Origin of the sequence: Arthrobacter sp. NPDC093128, assembly GCF_040683875.1 — a bacterium.
Taxonomy (GTDB): Bacteria; Actinomycetota; Actinomycetes; order Actinomycetales; family Micrococcaceae; genus Arthrobacter.
The window spans coordinates 163,641-179,612 of sequence record NZ_JBFBEY010000008.1; the positions used below are offsets into that span (position 1 = coordinate 163,641).

The window sequence follows — 15,972 nt, forward strand, 5'->3', positions numbered from 1 at the left end:
GGACGCTTAGGCGTCCGGACCTTCGGAGGCCCCGGTGCCAGGGTCTCCGGCGCCATTGTCGCGTGAACCGGGTTCCCAGCGCCGGGGGCCCGTGCCGCCGTCGCCCAGCGCGTCCGCCGGATTCTGCAGCCGGCAGGCCTTCAGGCTGAGGCAGCCGCAGCCGATGCACCCGTCCAGGTCGCGCCGCAAATGCTCCAGGGCGGCGATGCGTGCGTCCAGTTCCGAGCGCCACAGCCGCGAAAGCCGGGACCAGTCGCGCTTGGTGGGGGTCCGGCCTTCAGGCAGGGAATCCAGCGCCGCCCGGATCTCCTTCAGCGGGATGCCGACCCGCTGGGAGACCCGGATGAACGCGACACGCCGCAAGGCGTCGCGGCGGTACCGCCGCTGGTTTCCGGACGTCCGCGCGGAGGAGATCAGGCCGTTGCGTTCGTAGAAATGAAGGGCCGACGGCGCCACCCCGCTCCGTTCGGACAACTCACCGATGCTCAGGGCATGGTGTGCTCCGCCGACAAGCTGTGGCATGCTTCCCCCTAGGCTTTCCCGAAGGCTGCAACCGAACGCCGAGCGTCATTTCCGCATCCAGGGCGGCACCTTGACCTCAACCTTAGTTGAGGTCCTACGGTAACGTCCATGACTATTGATCAGGCCACCACCGTGCAACGAAGCGCCCCACCATCCGCCCCGGCGACCGCAGGAATCCTGCACCGCCACTACCTCCTGGTGACGGCAGGCGCGTGCGCGCTGGTGTTCCTGGCAGCCTTCGAGTCCCTCGCGGTGACCACCATCATGCCGCTGGTCAGCCGTGAGCTGGACGGCGCCGGGCTCTACGCCCTGGCCTTCGCCGGCCCCCTCGCCACGGGTGTGATCGGCATGGTGGCAGCCGGCAATTGGTCGGACCGCCGCGGGCCCGTCGGGCCGCTCTACGCGTCGGTGGCCATGTTCGTGCTTGGCCTGCTGATCGCCGGCACCGCGGGAAGCATGGCCGTCCTGGTGGCCGGCCGGCTGGTGCAGGGACTGGGTGGCGGCGCCATGACCGTGGCCCTGTACGTTGTGGTGGCACGCGTCTACCCGCCGGTGCTGCACCCGAAGATCTTCGCCGCCTTTTCCGCGGCTTGGGTGATCCCGTCCCTGGTGGGCCCCTTCGCCGCCGGAATCGTGGCGCAGGCGGCAAGCTGGCACTGGGTGTTCCTGGGCGTGGTGGGGCTGGTGGTTCCGGCGCTCCTGATGATCGTGCCGGCGCTGCGCGGGCTGCACGGCCGTCCGGCAGCGGCTGGGGCCTCCGCAAAAACTGACGGGCCGGAGGCTAGCGCGAAGACCCGGCGGTGGTCCTACGGCCGGCTCGCCTGGGCCGCCCTCGCGGCGCTCGCCGTCCTCGGCCTGAACCTCTCCGCGCAGGTCCCGGTAGCGGGCGGCGCGCTGGCGGCGGCCGCCGTCGTGATTGCACTGGTGGCGGTCCGCCCGCTGGTGCCCCGCGGCACCCTGCTGGCCCGGCGCGGGCTGCCGAGCGTCATTCTGGCCCGCGGGCTGGTCTCGGCGGCGTTCTTCGGGGCGGAGGTCTACCTGCCGTACCTGCTGGTGGAGCGCTATTCCTATTCGCCCACCTTCGCCGGGCTGACCCTCACGTTCGGTGCAATTGCCTGGGCCGGAGCTTCCGCCGTCCAGGGCAGGCTCGGGACGAAGCTGACCCACCGGCTGGCCATCGTGATCGGATCCGCGATGGTGCTCGGCGCCGTCGTCCTTGCCCTGGTGACCACCGTCCTGGGCTGGCCGGCCGCCGTCGCGATCGCCGGCTGGATCTTCGCCGGTGGCGGCATGGGGCTGATGTATCCGCGCCTGAGCGTCATGACACTGGCCATGTCCACGCCGGACACGGAGGGTTTCAACAGCTCCGCCATGTCCATTTCCGATTCCCTCGGCGGCGCGCTCGCCCTGGCCACCACCGGGATCGTGTTCACGGCATTAACCGCAACGACGACGGCGGGCGGGGTGTCGGGGGCCTCCTTCGCGGGAGTGTTCGCCCTCACGGCCGCCATCGCCGTCGTCGCTGTGGTTGTGGCGCCGCGGGTTGCGGCGCGCCGAACGTCCTAGCTCAGGGTGCTGACCTTTGCTTTGTCCGAATCAGACTCAGCCTTCCACTCTGCGATCCGCGCCTGCTGGAGCGGCGTCTTCCGGTTGAAGTGCCAGGCCGCGCCCAGGATCAGGAACCAGAGGGGCGCTACGAACAGGGCCAGGCGGGTGTCGTCGGCCTGGGCAAGCGCCACGAGCATAAACACGAAGAACGCCAGCACCACGTAGGGCATGAACGTGCCACCGGGCATCTTGAAGGCGGATTCTGCGTGCAGTTCGGGCCGGCGGCGGCGGAACACAATGTAGCTGACCAGAATCATGGACCAGACGAACATTGTGAGCACCGAGGCAACCGAGGTGACCACGGTGAAGGCGCCGATGACGGAGTCGCCCGAGTAGAGCAGCACCAGGCCGGCCAGCAGGAAGATGCAGGAGAACAGCAAGGCGTTCTGCGGAACCTTGCGGATGCTCAGCTTGCCGAAGGCCTTCGGGGCGTTGCCGTCCTGGGCCAGGCCGTAGACCATGCGCGAGGTGGAGTAGATGCCGGAGTTGGCGCTGGAGGCCGCGGAGGTGAGGACCACCAGGTTGATGACCACAGCGGCGATGCCCAGGCCGGCCAGGGTGAACATGCCGATGAAGGGGCTGCTCGCGGCGTCGATGCTCCGCCACGGGTTGACCGCCATGATGACCACCAGGGCACCGACGTAGAAGAGCAGGACGCGGATGGGGATGGAGTTGATGGCCCGCGGCAGGTTCTTCTCCGGGTCCTTGGTTTCGGCCGCCGCGGTGCCGACGAGTTCGATGCCGGCAAAGGCGAAGATGGCGATCTGGAACCCGAGGATGAAGCCGAACATGCCGTGCGGGAACATGCCGCCGTCGTTCCACATGTTGGCCAGGTTGGCTACAGCGCCGTTGGGGGAGGTGAAGTTCGTTGCGATCATCACGATGCCCGTGCCGATCAGCGCCACGATGGCCACCACCTTGATGATGGCGAACCAGAACTCTGCTTCACCGAAGGCCTTGACCGTGGGGAGGTTCAGCAGGATCAGCACCACGGGGGTAAGGAGCGCCGGGATCCACAGCGGGGTGCCGGGGGCGAGCTTGTCCACGTAGCCGGCGATCGCCACAATGTCCGCCACTCCGGTGACAACCCAGAAGAACCAGTAGGACCAGCCGGTGAAGAACCCGGCCCACGGACCCAGGAGGTCTCCGGCGAAGTCGCTGAAGGACTTGTAGTTCAGGTTGGAAAGCAGGATTTCGCCCATCGCCCGCATCACGAAGAACAGCATGAAGCCGATGATCATGTAGACGAATATGACGGAAGGGCCGGCGAGGGAAATGGTCTTGCCGGAGCCCATGAACAGGCCGGTTCCGATGGCGCCGCCGATGGCCAGCAGCTGGATGTGGCGGTTGCTCAGCGCTCGGGCAAGGTGCGGTTCCTGGCTGTGGCCTCCGCTGGTTGGTTCCGTTGCAGTGTTCCTGGCAACCGTGGTGGTGCGTTCAGACATCAGTGCTTCTTTCCTTGTCACAGGCGGACTGCGTTGCTGGCTGACTGCTCTGGGAGCAGGCAGCCGCACCGCCATCCGCACGGAGCCGCCACAAGTGTGACGGAGGTAACAGTTGGGGTGTGGATTAAGACTAGGGGCAACTTTGCGGCCTTTTCCGGCGGGGCAGGAATGCTTTCCGTTCGCGGTATTGACCGGATTCCGACGGCGGCGGTCCGGAACGGTGCACCCCTCCGCCGGGGTGGGAAAGGGCGTTCATCGGTACGTTGCCGGGCTGGGTGGCCATGGTGGAGCCCCCCTGTTCCGTGTCCCGGATAGGGCTAATGCGCCGCCGTCCGCGTCGATTGCTCCTCGACAAACGTCGAGCGTCAAAGCATCAATTGTAGTCTGTTGTTGGACGTGAAAATGGCCCTGCGCTGGACCTGGCTGGTAATGCGGTCCCGGCGGCGCGCCGGATTTCGGGCCTCGAAGCGGGGCCCGCCGTCCCCGGATGCTAGACTGGTGGAACTTGATGTGCAGTGATGCCCACTTTGATTCGGTTCATCAACCGGATCCCCCAAAGGATTTGTCCGGCAGGGAGTGGGTTTTTTTCATGTGAGAGGCACATCCTGCGTCGATGAACGCGTTCTATTTGGTCCCGGCTTCCGCCGCCGCAAGGTTGGCAGCAGCCCGGTTGATCACCTGACTTTTCTTCGGCGAACCCCTGGGCCAACCGGCACCGGGGGCCGATATCCGCACGGATACCGCCTGAAAGACCTTTGAAACACATGACAACTTTTGCTGCCCTCGGCACGCCCAAAGCACTCGCCGACACGCTGACCGCCCAGGGAATCGTTGAACCGTTCCCCATCCAGGTCAAGACCCTTCCTGACACCCTGGCCGGACGCGACGTCCTGGGCCGCGGCCGCACCGGCTCCGGCAAGACCATTGCCTTCGCAATCCCGCTTGTAGCACGACTCGCTGAGCGGGAAGCCAAGCACTTCCGCAAGCCGGGCCGCCCGATGGGCCTGGTCCTTGCGCCGACCCGCGAGCTGGCCACCCAGATCAACGCCACCATCGAGCCGATGGCCAAGGCCATGGGCCTGACCACCACCGTGATCTATGGCGGCATCTCCCAGGCCCGTCAGGAAAAGGCCCTGCGTGCCGGCGTTGACATCGTCATCGCCTGCCCGGGACGCCTGGAGGACCTGATCCGCCAGCGCATCCTGACCCTTGAAGGTGTCGAGATCACCGTTCTGGACGAGGCCGACCACATGGCCGACCTCGGCTTCCTGCCGGTGGTCAAGAAGCTCATGGACATGACCCCCAGCCAGGGCCAGCGCCTGCTGTTCTCCGCCACCCTGGACAACGGCGTGGACAAGATCGTCCAGCGTTACCTGTCCAACCCGCTGACCCACGCTGTGGATGAATCACAGGCCGCGGTGACCACCATGGAACACCACGTGCTGGTGGTCAACGACCAGACCGTCAAGAAGCAGCTGATCGTTGAGCTCGCCTCGGGCGCTGGCCGCCGTGTGCTCTTCATGCGCACCAAGCACCATGCACGCAAGCTTGCCAAGACCCTGACGGACGCCGGCATCCCCGCCGTCGACCTGCACGGCAACCTTTCGCAGAACGCCCGTGACCGCAACCTGGCCGAGTTCTCCTCCGGCGAGGTCCGCGTCCTGGTGGCCACCGACGTCGCGGCCCGCGGCGTCCACGTGGACGACGTCGAACTGGTCATCCATGTTGACCCGCCCACGGAGCACAAGGCATACCTGCACCGCTCCGGCCGTACGGCCCGCGCCGGTTCCGACGGCACCGTGGTCACGCTGACCCTCCCGGAGCAGCAGTCCGACGTCAAGAAGCTGATGAAGGCTGCCGGCGTTGAGGTCAACTTCGAGCGAGTCACCGCCAACTCGCCCCTGGTTGCAGAACTGGTGGGCGAAATGGCCGACAAGATCGATCCGCGCACCCGCGCCGCACTGCTGGCCGCCAAGTCCAACCAGGGCGGCGGCACCTCCACGGGTGCAAACGCCGAGCGCAAGCGCGCCCGCCGCTCCACGCAGGCCGCACCCACTGCGGGTGGCCGCGGCGGACGTGGCGGACGCGGACGCGTCGGAGCCGAGGCTCCCCGTACGGATCTTGCGCGTTCCGAGCGCCGTGCCGTGGCCTACGAGGGCCAGGCCGCTGCCCGCAACGCGGCCGAGCGCGTTGCCGAGAAGAACCAGGACCGCGCCGACGCCGAGCGCGCCGAGCGCCGCAATGCACGCGGCCGTGGCCGTTCCACCGCATACTCGCACCACAACGACGTTCCCGCAGCAGGCGGCCGTGCATCGGCCGGCCGCGGGTCTGACGCACGTGCCTCCGACGCCCGGGGCGACGCCCGCGGCGGCGCAACCCGCACCAGCGCACCCCGCGGTGGTGCGCCCCGCAGCGGCGGTGCACCCCGCACCGGTGCGGCAACGGGTGGCCAGCGCGGCGGACGTCCGGCAACGGGCCAGCGCGCCGCTGCCGGTGCCAAGTCCGGCTCAGCCGGCGGCAACGCTGCAGTCTGGTCCTCCAACACCGGCGGCACCTCGGGCGGATCCTACTCCGGCGGCGGCAACGGCCGCTCCGGCGAAGGCCGTCCGGCACGCAGCGGCGGTCCCCGCCGCGCCTCAGCTCCGGCGTCGAACGAACGCCGCAGCCGCTAAGGTCCCTTAACCGGCATCGAGTGTTCCGTAACCGCCGTTTAGAGGGTTCATAACGGCAGTTGCGGAGCACTCGATCGGTTGTTAACCGGTCGTCACCAGCCCCGGGCGCGCCACTCCCCAAGGTGCGGACGCTCGGCACCGAGCGTGGTGGGCTTGCCGTGGCCCGGATGGACCACGGTGTCATCGGGATAGACGCCGAACAGCCGCTCGCTGACATCGCTGATCAGCTGGGCGAAGCGTTCGGGATCGTTCTGCGTGTTGCCCACGCCGCCCGGGAACAGTGAGTCGCCGGAGAAGATGTGCGCAGGTCCTTCCGGGTCCTGGTACACCAGAGCCACAGACCCCGGGGTGTGTCCCCGGAGATGTACGGCGCTCACATCGAACCCGTCGAAGTTGCCCACGTCCCCGTGGTCCAGCAGCACATCCACCGGGACAGGCAGCTCGGGGGCGTCATCCGTCCCGGCCGCCGTCTTTACCCCGGTGGCCCCGACCAGGCCCGGCAGCGCACGGACATGGTCCCAGTGCTGGTGGGTGGTGGCAACCAGCGCCAGCTTCGGCGTCGCGGAGGTATCCGCGGCGGCGTCGGCAAGCAGCGCCTGGATGGCGGCCAGATCATCGGCCGCATCGATCAGGAGCTGCGCGCCGGTTGCCTTGCTGGTCAGCAGATACACGTTGTTGTCCATCTCGCTGACCGAAATCCGGCGGATGGTAATGTCACGCAGGTCGTGAATGAGGGAATCCATGGGCTTCAGTCTACGGAAACCCTATTCACGGCCTTGGGACACCCAGTTGGGGTCCGCAGAGCGGGAGCCGACGACGGCGTCCGCGGCGGAGTCGAGCCTCTCCAGTTGCGCCGGGGTCAAATTGAGTGCCAAGGCGCCCAGGTTCTCGTCAATCCGTTCCGCCCTGCGTGTGCCCGGAATGGGAACCACTGCCAGGCCGAGCTTTTTGCCGTGGGCAAACAGCCAGGCGAGCGCCACCTGGGCGGGAGTTGCAGCCCGCCCGGCAACCTTCAGCTCGTCGGCGACAGCCTGTACGGCGGCCACCACTCCCTGGTTGGCGTCCGCGGCGTCGGCGGCGAAGCGCGGGATGTTGCGGCGGAAGTCGCCGCTCCCGAGCTTCGAAGCGTCCACCGTGCCGGTGAGGAATCCCCGGCCCAGCGGCGAATAGGGCACAAAACCCACCCCAAGCGCGGCTGCCGCGGGAACAACGTTGCGTTCCACATCGCGGCTCCAGATGGACCATTCGCTCTGGACCGCGGCGATGGGGTGGACGCTGCTGGCTTCCCGCAGCTCCTCGGCCGTCACCTCCGACAGGCCGAGGTGCCGCACCTTGCCTTGCTGCACCAGCGCCGCCATGGCCTCCACGGTTTCCACAATCGGAACGCGGAGGTCCCGGCGGTGCATGTAGTACAGGTCAATGGTGTCGGTGCCCAGGCGGCGGAGGCTGGCTTCTACAGCCTGTTGGATGTAGGCGCGGTCGCCGCGGATGTCGGTGTAGCCGCTGCCGGGGGTGCCCACGAGCCCGAACTTGGTGGCCAGCTGCACTTCGCCCCGGCGGTCCTTCAGCAGTTGGGCGATCAGTTCCTCGTTGCTGCCGCCACCGTAGATATCCGCGGTGTCGATGAAGCTGACACCCGCGTCCACCGCATGGTGCAGGGTCCGCAAAGCCTCGCCCTGGTCCACTCCGCCGTAGACCGGGGTGAGGGCCATGCCGCCGAATCCCAGGGGACTGACGGTGAGGCCGTCGCCGAGGTGGACTGATGGTGCAGTCATGATGGGCTCCGTTCGCTGTGAATCCGTTTCCCTGCCAACAACCGCGGCGGGAAGGCCGGTATTCCTCAGGAATCGATGGCTTCCTCAAACGCTGCCGGGCCGGTCTGGAGCCGGGCTCCTGTTGCCAGCAGGGCCTCGATCGCCTCGGCGGAACCCGGGTGGGCCAGGAGGTAGCCTTGCCCCATCTGGCAGTCCAGGGCACGGAGGAGCTCCAGCTGCCCGGGTTCCTCCACGCCTTCGGCGATCACTTCGAGGGACAGCATGCGGGCCAGCCCCAGGATGCCTTCGAGCATCGCCGCCGATTGCGCCGCGGAGGCCTGCCGCCCAAGGAACGAACGGTCAATCTTGAGGATGTCTGCCGGGAGCACGGCCAGCGAGCTCAATGAGGAATATCCGGTGCCGAAATCGTCGATGGCAACGCGGACGCCGGTATCCTTCAAAGTTTTAAGGGCTGCGACGCCGCCGTCAGTGCTGCCGGCCAGGGCTGTTTCGGTGACTTCAAGCACCACTTTGTCCGCCTGCGCCGCGGGGTCGGAAAGGATGCGCTTGATGGCGGCCAGGTTCCGGGGATTGGGGAGCTGGATGGTTGAGAGGTTGACGGCAATCCAGAGGTTTTCGCACTGTGGCAACGCCTTCCGCCAGCCGGCCGCCTGGCGGCTTGCGGTGTCCAGCACCCAGCAGCCGACCGCGTCGATGTCTCCGGTCTCCTCGGCGAGCGGAATGAATTCGGACGGGGCCAGCTGTCCCAGGGTGGGGTGCTGCCAGCGCACCAGCGCCTCCACGCCGAGGATCTCTCCGCTGTTCAAGTCCGCAATCGGCTGGTATTCGAGGCGGAGCTGGCCGCCGGTCACCGCCGTGGCGAGGTCCCGTTTGAGGGCGGCACGGTACGTCATATGGTCGTAGCCCTCGGCATCAAACAGCTGATAGCGGGCTTTGCCGCCATGTTTGGCGAGGTACATCGCGAAATCCGCCTGGCGCAGCAGTTCGGCCGCATCGCTGGTGCCCGGCCGCCGCTGGGCCGCGCCCATGCTGGCCGTGACTGTCCGCCGGTCCTCGCCCAGGAAGAAAGGTGCACGCAGTGCCTCGTGGATCCGTTCTGCGATTCCCGCGGTAATGGAACCGGCGTCGTCGTCCATCACAACTATCGCGAATTCGTCCCCGCCGACGCGGGCAACGAGGTCGTGGGTGCGCACGCAGCCCTGGAGGCGCGTGGCCAGCTGGCCGAGCAGGTCATCGCCCCGCTCATGTCCCAGCGAGTCATTGACATCCTTGAAGTCGTCGATGTCGATGAACAGCAGTCCCTCGCTCCGGTTCCGGCGGGTGCTCCCGCTGCCAAAGGATTCCGTGAGGCGTTCCATCAGCGCCGCACGGTTGGCCAGCCCTGTCAGGGGGTCATGGGTGGCGCGATGCGTCAGGTTCACGTGGCTGTTGTGGACGGCGGCGGCCATGCCGTTGAAGGCTTCCGCCAACTCGCCGAGTTCGTCGCGGCGGAACACTTCGATGCGGTGGTCGTAGTTGCCGCCCCGCAGCTTTCGGACACCCTTGTGCAGGCTTTCCACCGGCCGCATGAGGTCCTTGACCATCCTGCGGCGGAAGTACACCGTGGCCGCGACGGCTACGAGGAACAACGTTATCCGCCCGACAAAAAGGACCTGCTCGAGCTCGGAGCTGTGCTCAAGTCCTTCATCCAACTGTGCAAGGGAGTGACGCCGGACCGCCGCCAGTTGCCCGCGGATCTCCGCGCTGGAAGCCGCCAGCGCGGGGGTCTCGTCCACATGGTTGCCCTGGAGCGATTCCACCTGGCCGCCCCAGAGCCCGTGTGCGGCAAAGGAATTCTGCCACGAGCGGCTGGCATCGAGGACTGTTCGTCGCGTCTCTGTGCCGTCCGGAAAAACAGCAGCCGTGTCCGCGAACCGGCTGGAGATGTCGGTCTGTTGGCGGAGGAACGCCTCCCGGTCGGCAGGAGCGCCGGAAAGCAACCGGTGGCCGGCTTGCTCGTGGGCGTCGAGGGCTGACCGCAGGACCTCCACTTTGTCCAGCTCGAGATGGAGCTGGGCGGACGTCGCCTGCACCTGGTCCATCAGGCCGCGCACACCCACGATCGTTACCGCGGCCCCGACCAGCAGTGCCGCGAGCATCAGCAGGAAGGCCCTGGACCATTCGCGCTGCAGGCTCCACGTGCGCTCGGGCCCCTCCACGCCGGTATCCGCCGGTGTGGAGGCCGGCCCCGAAGCCTTGCCCGGCGCGTTCCCATCCATGTGCTGTTGTCCTCTGCGTCCAGGAGCCACGGGGGACCCAGCCACCGGCTGAGACCCGTTGATGGTCCGGTGATCCTAGGAGCAGGCTAACAGGGCTGCGGGGTCCGGGCGGTGTGTCACTGAAAAAAGACCCCAGGAAAAATCCACTGCAGGCTGCGGGGAACGCGCAGTGAACGAACCGGAAACGCTAGGACCAGGGAATGACGCGGTCGGCGGCAGGGCGGGTGGACTCGATCAGCCGTGCGTTGGCCTCATCCGAGCCGCCGGCCCACTCCTCCGCCGCGGGCCGGTCCATGCCAAAGTGCACGTGCCTGTCCACCAGCCGCTCGAGTCGAAGGTCCGGGGGAGTGTCCATGAACCAGACCTCGTCCAGCTGCGCACGGACCTGCCGCCACGCGGGGTGGTCCGCCAGAAGGTAGTTTCCTTCGGTGATCACCAGCGGCACCGAAGCCGGGACGGCGATGGAGGCAGCCACCGGCTCGTCGATCTGCCGGCGGAAATCCGGTGCATAGACCACTGGCTCATCCCGCCGTGCCAGCCGCTGCAACAGCGAGAGGTAACCGCCGACGTCGAACGTGTCGATTGCCCCTTTGCGCTGCCGCAGCGGCGTGCCGTCGATGATCGCATTGCCAAGGTGGAAGCCGTCCATGGGGACCACCACGGACGTGCCGGCATCAAAGAGGGCGTGCAGGCCGGCCGCGAAGGTCGATTTGCCGGATCCCGGCGAACCTGTGATGCCGAGTAGCATCCGCTTCCCGGACGCGACGCGGGCACGCAGGTCGGCCACTGCCGCCCTTATCTCCGGATGCCGGAGCATGGCGTCGTCCAGCCGTGGGGCAGTGCCCGGGTCCACTGAAGAAGTCACCATGGCACCAGCCTAGTCAGTGCTGCTGTTTAGTCCGGCGTGCCGGTGAGTGCTGTGCGGCTCCGCGGTCCTGCGGCAGCAGCTTCAGCCCCGCCGCGCAGCCAACAATCCCGGCGATGAACAGCAACTTGAGCGGACTGGCAGGCTCGACGCCGGTGGCCATGGCCCAGCCGACGGTCAGGGCAGCGCCGACGCCCACCCACACTGCGTAGGCGGTCCCGAGCGGGATCGACTTCACTGCGATCCCCAGTCCCACCATGCTCAGTGTGGCAGTGACGGCAAAGACTATGGTCGGGAGCGCCTGGGAGAAGCCGTCGGACAGCCCCAGGGCGGTGGCCCAGACGGCCTCGAGTACGGCGGAACCGAGCAGGATCAGCCAGGCGGACGCATTCTTGCTAAGCATTACGCCACCACCTTCAGGCCTACCACGCACGCGGCGAGCCCGGCGAGCAGCAGCAGCCGCCCCGCCGTCGCCCGTTCCACCTTGGTGATGATCGCGTAAGCGGAGGTCAGCACCACACCTACACCCACCCACACGGCGTAGGCGGTGCCGGTGGGAATGGACTGCATCGCGATAGCGAGGCCGCCGGTGCTCGCGATGACGGAAACCAGGAAGACGACCATGGGAAGCACGCGCCGGCGGCCTGTGGCCTGGGAGGTGCGGTGCAGCGCTGCGGCCCACACGGCCTCGAGCGCCCCGGACAGAACGAGGATTAACCACGACATGACAGATCCTTTGGCCAGTCTTGTCGCGTGCCGGGTACTGAACCGTCGTCCGGAGGTGCCGGAGGGGAACCTTGATCCCAGCGTAGCAACGCCCGACGCCGGGTGGCCACCATTGGTGGCTAAGGTCACCGGCTGTCTGCGGGCCGGTGCGGGATCGAGGAGGCGAGGGCAAGCACTGCGATGAACGACGCCCCCAGTACCGCAACCCAGGCGCCGCGCGGTTCGGTGATGGCGAGCACGGGGCCGGCGATCCCGGGCCCTGCCAGGGCGAGTGCCGCGGCGAGGGCTGCGCTGACGAGGCCGCAGGCGATCCTGGCCCAGAGCGGCCCGCGGCGGGACAGTGCGTAGCCCCCGCCGATCGCCATCAGGGCAACGGCGATCGCGCCTCCGCCAAGGCCTTGCGTGAGCAGTGCTGTAACCGCGCCGGGCATGAGCAGTGGCGCGATGGCGAACGCGAGCGGGGCGAGGGCGAGCCAGTGCCATCCCCGCCGGCCGCCTGACCGCCGGAGTGCTTCGGCCCACCCCAGGAGTCCGCCGACGGTGGCTCCAGGCAGGAGGATCGCGCCGAACGTCCCCCACCAGCCGAATGTGGATGCCGGGCCGGCGAGTTCGACCATGTAGCCACGGAATCCAGCGGCCCAGGCAATCCCGCACGTCATGCCGATCGCTACGAGGGGCGCAGTCCCATGGAGGGCTGGACTGGCATTGGGCGAGGCTTGTGCGGACTCTTTCTCGGGCATGATCGGCTCCACGGATTCACCTGGTAGCTGGGGACATTAGGGCACCGCCGGAGAAAGATCAATGCCCGGCGGGTTCCTGTCCCAGCCGGCGCCTTACCCGGAACCCGGTGCCGCCAGCGGCAGCGGAATCCGTTCCACCACCCGCGGCGCGAGGAGGAGCTGCCGTGCCGGCGGGACGATCGCCGCCGCGGGGGTGGCCGCCAGTTCGTGCGTCAGCACGCGGATGATGTGGCGCGCCGCCTCCTCCACCGGCTGCGCGACGCTGGAGAGTCCCAGGGCGGCAGCCACGGGAGTGTCGTCGAAGCCCACAATCGCGGCCCGGCCGTCCGGCCCGGCAGGCTGGCCGGGCAGGAAGGCGCCAGGCCGTGCCTCACGGAGCTTCTCCATGGCTCCCAGGGCCAGCGAGTCGCTGGAACAGACCACAGCCGTGGCACCCTTCGATGCCAGCAGGGCCGCTCCGGAGGCGCCGCCGGCAACGGTGTCTTCGGCCTCGGCGCCGAGGACGGGAACATCCCGGCCGTATCCGGCAGCCGTCATGGCGCGCTCCCAGCCTTGGCGGCGGTCGGCGCCCACCGGGTTGCCCGTATGCCAGCCCAGGAAGCCGATCCTGGAGTGGCCCTGGGCCAGCAGCATATTCACGGCAGCTTCCGTTCCGGCGGCGCCGTCCACGTCCACCCAGGCGTGTTCCGCCGCCGCGGAGTGTCCGTCGGCATCCCAAGGGCGGCCGAAAACGGCGAAGGGCGTGCCGCGTTCCTGCAGCCAGCGCGGCCGCGCGTCGTCAGGGGCGCTGGAGGTCAGGATGAAGCCGTCCAGCCCGGCGACGTCCAGGAGCTGTTCGTACTGGCGGACTTCGTCCTCGTCCGAATCTGCGCAAAACAACGTGAGCCTGTACCCGGCTGACTGGGCCGCTTCGGTGAGCGCGTGCAGGAAGCGGTCCAGGACGGCGCCGTTGATGCCGTCCGTGGCGGGATAGAGCCGCATGCCGAAGTTCATGGAGCGCTGCGTTCGCAGCTGGCGGGCGGCCGCACTGGGCCGGTAGCCAGCTGCAGCGATGGCGGCCAGGACCCGCTCCCGGGTGGCGGGTTTGACCTTGTGCGGCGAATTCAGCACGTTGGAGATGGTCTGCCGCGACACGGCAAGTTCGCTGGCCAGGCTGGCGAGGGTGGGCCGGGGCAAGCGGACTCCTTCGGATTCGGGTTGGGCGGGCAGCGTCGGTGGCATCCCGTGAGGGCCTCAGCACGCTGGCCTTTCCCTCACACAGTAACGTGTGAGACGATCTAAACGCACAAAATTTGATCGATCAAAATTGTGGGCCCAGGTCCCCGCAGGTAATGCGGACGGCCGTCTTTGCCCGGCCATCCAACGTCACCAGGAGTTGTTTATCCTTGGCCTCTGAACAGCCATACCTGCACAATCTCTCCGGAGTGTTCAGCGCCCCGATCCAGGCATGGTCCGACGCGCACGGGCAGATCCGGCATGCCGGGGCGCAGGGGATCTACTGCGGCGATGACCGGGTGATCCACACCGCGGTCCTCACCGTGGACGGGCGGGAGCCGGAATGGGTGTCAACGCAGCTGCGTTCCTCCACGGAAACCGACTACATCTACTTTGTGCGCGCTGACGCCGAGGTGGCCGACCCCCTGCTCTCCTTGGTGCGCACGCGCACGGCCGCGTCCAGCCGTCTCCGCGCGGGCGACACCACCGAGACGCTCGCCGGCTGCTCCGGGACGGTGGCAGAGACGCTGCGCCTCGAATCGGCCATGCTGCAGCCCATGACCTTGAACGTCCGGCTGACCCTCGGCGCGGACAACACTACCATGGAGCAGGTCAAGCAGGGCGGCCGCGGCCACGCCCCTGTGGAACCGCAGGCGCCCACATGGTCCTGGCGGGACACGGACACCACGCTGACCCTGACCGCGGACAACGGAACCGTTAGCATGCGTGGCAGCAAGGTGACCATCGACTGGGCCGTGGAAGTGAAGCCGGGAGTGCCCGTCCAGCTGGGCTGGGCCGTGGACCTGACCGATGCGGATTCACCGATGCTCGCGGCGGACGGGGAGCCCATTGTTGCTCCGGCATCGGACGATCCTCGGCTGGACCGGCTCCTGGAACGGTCCGTCAGCGATCTCAACAGCCTGCGCCTGGCGCACTATTCACATCCGCATGACACGTTCCTGGCAGCCGGGGCACCGTGGTTCTTCACCATGTTCGGCCGCGATTCGATCATTGCGGCCCGCATGCTGCTGCCCATCAACACTGCCATTGCGGGCGGAACACTCCGTGCCCTCGCAGGCCGGCAGGGCACCGGGACGGACCACACCACTGCCGTCCAGCCCGGAAAGATCCTGCACGAGGTCCGGCGGACCGTCCTGACCATGGCCGAGAGCGGACAGGCACTGCGCCTGCCGCCCGTGTACTACGGCACCATTGACGCCACGCCGCTGTGGATCTGCCTCCTGCACGATGCCTGGAAGGCCGGCCTACCGGACGCCGAGGTGGAAGAGCTCCTGCCCAACCTGCTGGATGCCCTCGAATGGCTCCGCGACCACGGCGACCTGGATGGTGACGGCTTCCTGGAATACCTGGACGAGTCCGGGACCGGCCTGGTGAACCAGGGCTGGAAGGATTCCGGCGACGCCATCCGCTGGCACGACGGCACGCTCGCGAAGGGGCCCATCGCGCTGGCCGAGGTCCAGGCCTACGCCTACGAGGCAGCCATGGTGGGCGCGGAAATCCTTGAGGCCTTCGGACGTCCGGGAGCCGCGGAGTGGCGCGGCTATGCGGCCGGCATGGCCGAACGCTTTCGCGCGCAGTTCTGGTGCGAGGACGAGCTCGGTCCGTACCCTGCGCTCGCCCTGGACGCTGACAAGCGCCCGGTGGACGGTGTGACCTCCAACATGGGGCACCTGCTCGGCACCGGGATCCTGAACAGGGAAGAGCAGCTCATCGTGGTGCGCCGCGTTATGGATCCCACCATGTTTTCCGGCTACGGAGTGCGGACGCTGTCCACCACCAACGGCGGTTACTGGCCCACCCGCTACCACGCCGGCGCGGTCTGGAGCCATGACACGGCCCTGATCATCAGCGGCATGCTGGCCGACGGCTTCCCGGCTGAAGCGGCGCAGCTCGCGGCCGGGCTGCTGCAGGTGGCCGAGGCCAACGACTGGCGGCTGCCCGAACTCTTCGGCGGCCACGGCTCGGACACCATGCGCACGCCCGTGCCGTTTCCCGCGAGCTGCCGTCCGCAGGCCTGGGCCTCGGCCAGCTCAGTGGTGATCGCCGCGGCCCTCACACCCGTGGGGCCGGCGCAGGAGGAGCTCCTGCAGTCCTCCGGCACCACGGCCGGACGGTAACGCGGCTG

General features: G+C 67.9%; 13 protein-coding genes and 1 riboswitch. Of the genes, 3 read left to right on the forward strand and 10 right to left on the reverse strand.

All coding sequences use genetic code 11. The features are described from left to right. Nucleotides 1–6 precede the first annotated feature (6 nt). Nucleotides 7–522: a redox-sensitive transcriptional activator SoxR gene (soxR, locus tag AB0N24_RS11640; protein WP_364123927.1), complete on the reverse strand. Its 516-nt coding sequence runs from the start codon at nucleotides 520–522 to the stop codon at nucleotides 7–9. 108 nt (nucleotides 523–630) lie between these two features. On the opposite strand from soxR, the gene AB0N24_RS11645 reads away from it, so the two are divergent. Further along, the gene (locus tag AB0N24_RS11645) at nucleotides 631–2,088 is read left to right on the forward strand and encodes an MFS transporter (RefSeq protein WP_364123929.1); all 1,458 of its coding nucleotides are present in this window, start codon (nucleotides 631–633) and stop codon (nucleotides 2,086–2,088) included. On the opposite strand, the gene cycA is transcribed toward AB0N24_RS11645, so the two are convergent. Then, nucleotides 2,085–3,575, reverse strand: a complete 1,491-nt coding sequence (gene cycA / locus AB0N24_RS11650) for a D-serine/D-alanine/glycine transporter (protein WP_364123931.1) — start codon at nucleotides 3,573–3,575, stop codon at nucleotides 2,085–2,087. The genes AB0N24_RS11645 and cycA overlap by 4 nt on opposite strands. Before the next feature lie 764 nt (nucleotides 3,576–4,339). On the opposite strand from cycA, the gene AB0N24_RS11655 reads away from it, so the two are divergent. After that, a complete protein-coding gene (locus AB0N24_RS11655) occupies nucleotides 4,340–6,247 on the forward strand; it encodes a DEAD/DEAH box helicase (protein ID WP_364123933.1) in 1,908 nt (635 codons plus the stop codon). A gap of 92 nt (nucleotides 6,248–6,339) precedes the next feature. On the opposite strand, the gene AB0N24_RS11660 is transcribed toward AB0N24_RS11655, so the two are convergent. From AB0N24_RS11660 to AB0N24_RS11695, 8 genes are all read right to left on the reverse strand, one after another. Further along, a complete protein-coding gene (locus tag AB0N24_RS11660; protein ID WP_364123935.1) occupies nucleotides 6,340–6,990 on the reverse strand; it encodes an MBL fold metallo-hydrolase in 651 nt (216 codons plus the stop codon). Nucleotides 6,991–7,011: 21 nt separating this feature from the next. Next, nucleotides 7,012–8,022 (reverse strand): aldo/keto reductase, encoded by a 1,011-nt coding sequence (locus tag AB0N24_RS11665; RefSeq protein ID WP_364123937.1) that lies wholly within the window; start codon nucleotides 8,020–8,022, stop codon nucleotides 7,012–7,014. A gap of 65 nt (nucleotides 8,023–8,087) precedes the next feature. Beyond that, nucleotides 8,088–10,280 (reverse strand): EAL domain-containing protein, encoded by a 2,193-nt coding sequence (locus tag AB0N24_RS11670; protein ID WP_364123939.1) that lies wholly within the window; start codon nucleotides 10,278–10,280, stop codon nucleotides 8,088–8,090. Nucleotides 10,281–10,467: 187 nt separating this feature from the next. Beyond that, the gene (locus AB0N24_RS11675; protein WP_364123941.1) at nucleotides 10,468–11,148 is read right to left on the reverse strand and encodes a nucleoside/nucleotide kinase family protein; all 681 of its coding nucleotides are present in this window, start codon (nucleotides 11,146–11,148) and stop codon (nucleotides 10,468–10,470) included. Between the two features lie 13 nt (nucleotides 11,149–11,161). Further along, on the reverse strand, nucleotides 11,162–11,548 hold the full coding sequence (locus AB0N24_RS11680; protein ID WP_364123943.1) for a multidrug efflux SMR transporter: 387 nt from the start codon (nucleotides 11,546–11,548) through the stop codon (nucleotides 11,162–11,164). Then, a complete protein-coding gene (locus AB0N24_RS11685; protein WP_364123945.1) occupies nucleotides 11,548–11,871 on the reverse strand; it encodes an SMR family transporter in 324 nt (107 codons plus the stop codon). Before AB0N24_RS11685 ends, AB0N24_RS11680 begins: the two co-directional genes overlap by 1 nt. 9 nt (nucleotides 11,872–11,880) lie before the next feature. Then, nucleotides 11,881–11,946, reverse strand: a riboswitch (guanidine-III (ykkC-III) riboswitch). Nucleotides 11,947–11,996: 50 nt separating this feature from the next. After that, nucleotides 11,997–12,611, reverse strand: coding sequence for a hypothetical protein (locus tag AB0N24_RS11690; protein ID WP_364123947.1), 615 nt, complete (start codon nucleotides 12,609–12,611; stop codon nucleotides 11,997–11,999). 93 nt (nucleotides 12,612–12,704) lie between these two features. Further along, entirely contained in the window at nucleotides 12,705–13,787 is a 1,083-nt protein-coding gene (locus tag AB0N24_RS11695; RefSeq protein WP_364123949.1) for a LacI family DNA-binding transcriptional regulator, read from the reverse strand. A gap of 209 nt (nucleotides 13,788–13,996) precedes the next feature. Here AB0N24_RS11695 and AB0N24_RS11700 point away from each other — a divergent pair, with 209 nt between their 5' ends. Continuing rightward, the gene (locus AB0N24_RS11700) at nucleotides 13,997–15,964 is read left to right on the forward strand and encodes a glycogen debranching N-terminal domain-containing protein (protein WP_364123952.1); all 1,968 of its coding nucleotides are present in this window, start codon (nucleotides 13,997–13,999) and stop codon (nucleotides 15,962–15,964) included. Nucleotides 15,965–15,972 lie beyond the last annotated feature (8 nt).

Coding starts and splice junctions, on each gene's coding strand:
- AB0N24_RS11645 (WP_364123929.1), top strand. CDS start 631: ATGACTATTGATCAGGCCACCACCGTGCAACGAAGCGCCCCACCATCC.
- AB0N24_RS11660 (WP_364123935.1), bottom strand. CDS start 6,990: ATGGATTCCCTCATTCACGACCTGCGTGACATTACCATCCGCCGGATT.
- AB0N24_RS11670 (WP_364123939.1), bottom strand. CDS start 10,280: ATGGATGGGAACGCGCCGGGCAAGGCTTCGGGGCCGGCCTCCACACCG.
- cycA (WP_364123931.1), bottom strand. CDS start 3,575: ATGTCTGAACGCACCACCACGGTTGCCAGGAACACTGCAACGGAACCA.
- AB0N24_RS11690 (WP_364123947.1), bottom strand. CDS start 12,611: ATGCCCGAGAAAGAGTCCGCACAAGCCTCGCCCAATGCCAGTCCAGCC.
- AB0N24_RS11665 (WP_364123937.1), bottom strand. CDS start 8,022: ATGACTGCACCATCAGTCCACCTCGGCGACGGCCTCACCGTCAGTCCC.
- AB0N24_RS11675 (WP_364123941.1), bottom strand. CDS start 11,148: ATGGTGACTTCTTCAGTGGACCCGGGCACTGCCCCACGGCTGGACGAC.
- soxR (WP_364123927.1), bottom strand. CDS start 522: ATGCCACAGCTTGTCGGCGGAGCACACCATGCCCTGAGCATCGGTGAG.
- AB0N24_RS11685 (WP_364123945.1), bottom strand. CDS start 11,871: ATGTCGTGGTTAATCCTCGTTCTGTCCGGGGCGCTCGAGGCCGTGTGG.
- AB0N24_RS11655 (WP_364123933.1), top strand. CDS start 4,340: ATGACAACTTTTGCTGCCCTCGGCACGCCCAAAGCACTCGCCGACACG.
- AB0N24_RS11680 (WP_364123943.1), bottom strand. CDS start 11,548: ATGCTTAGCAAGAATGCGTCCGCCTGGCTGATCCTGCTCGGTTCCGCC.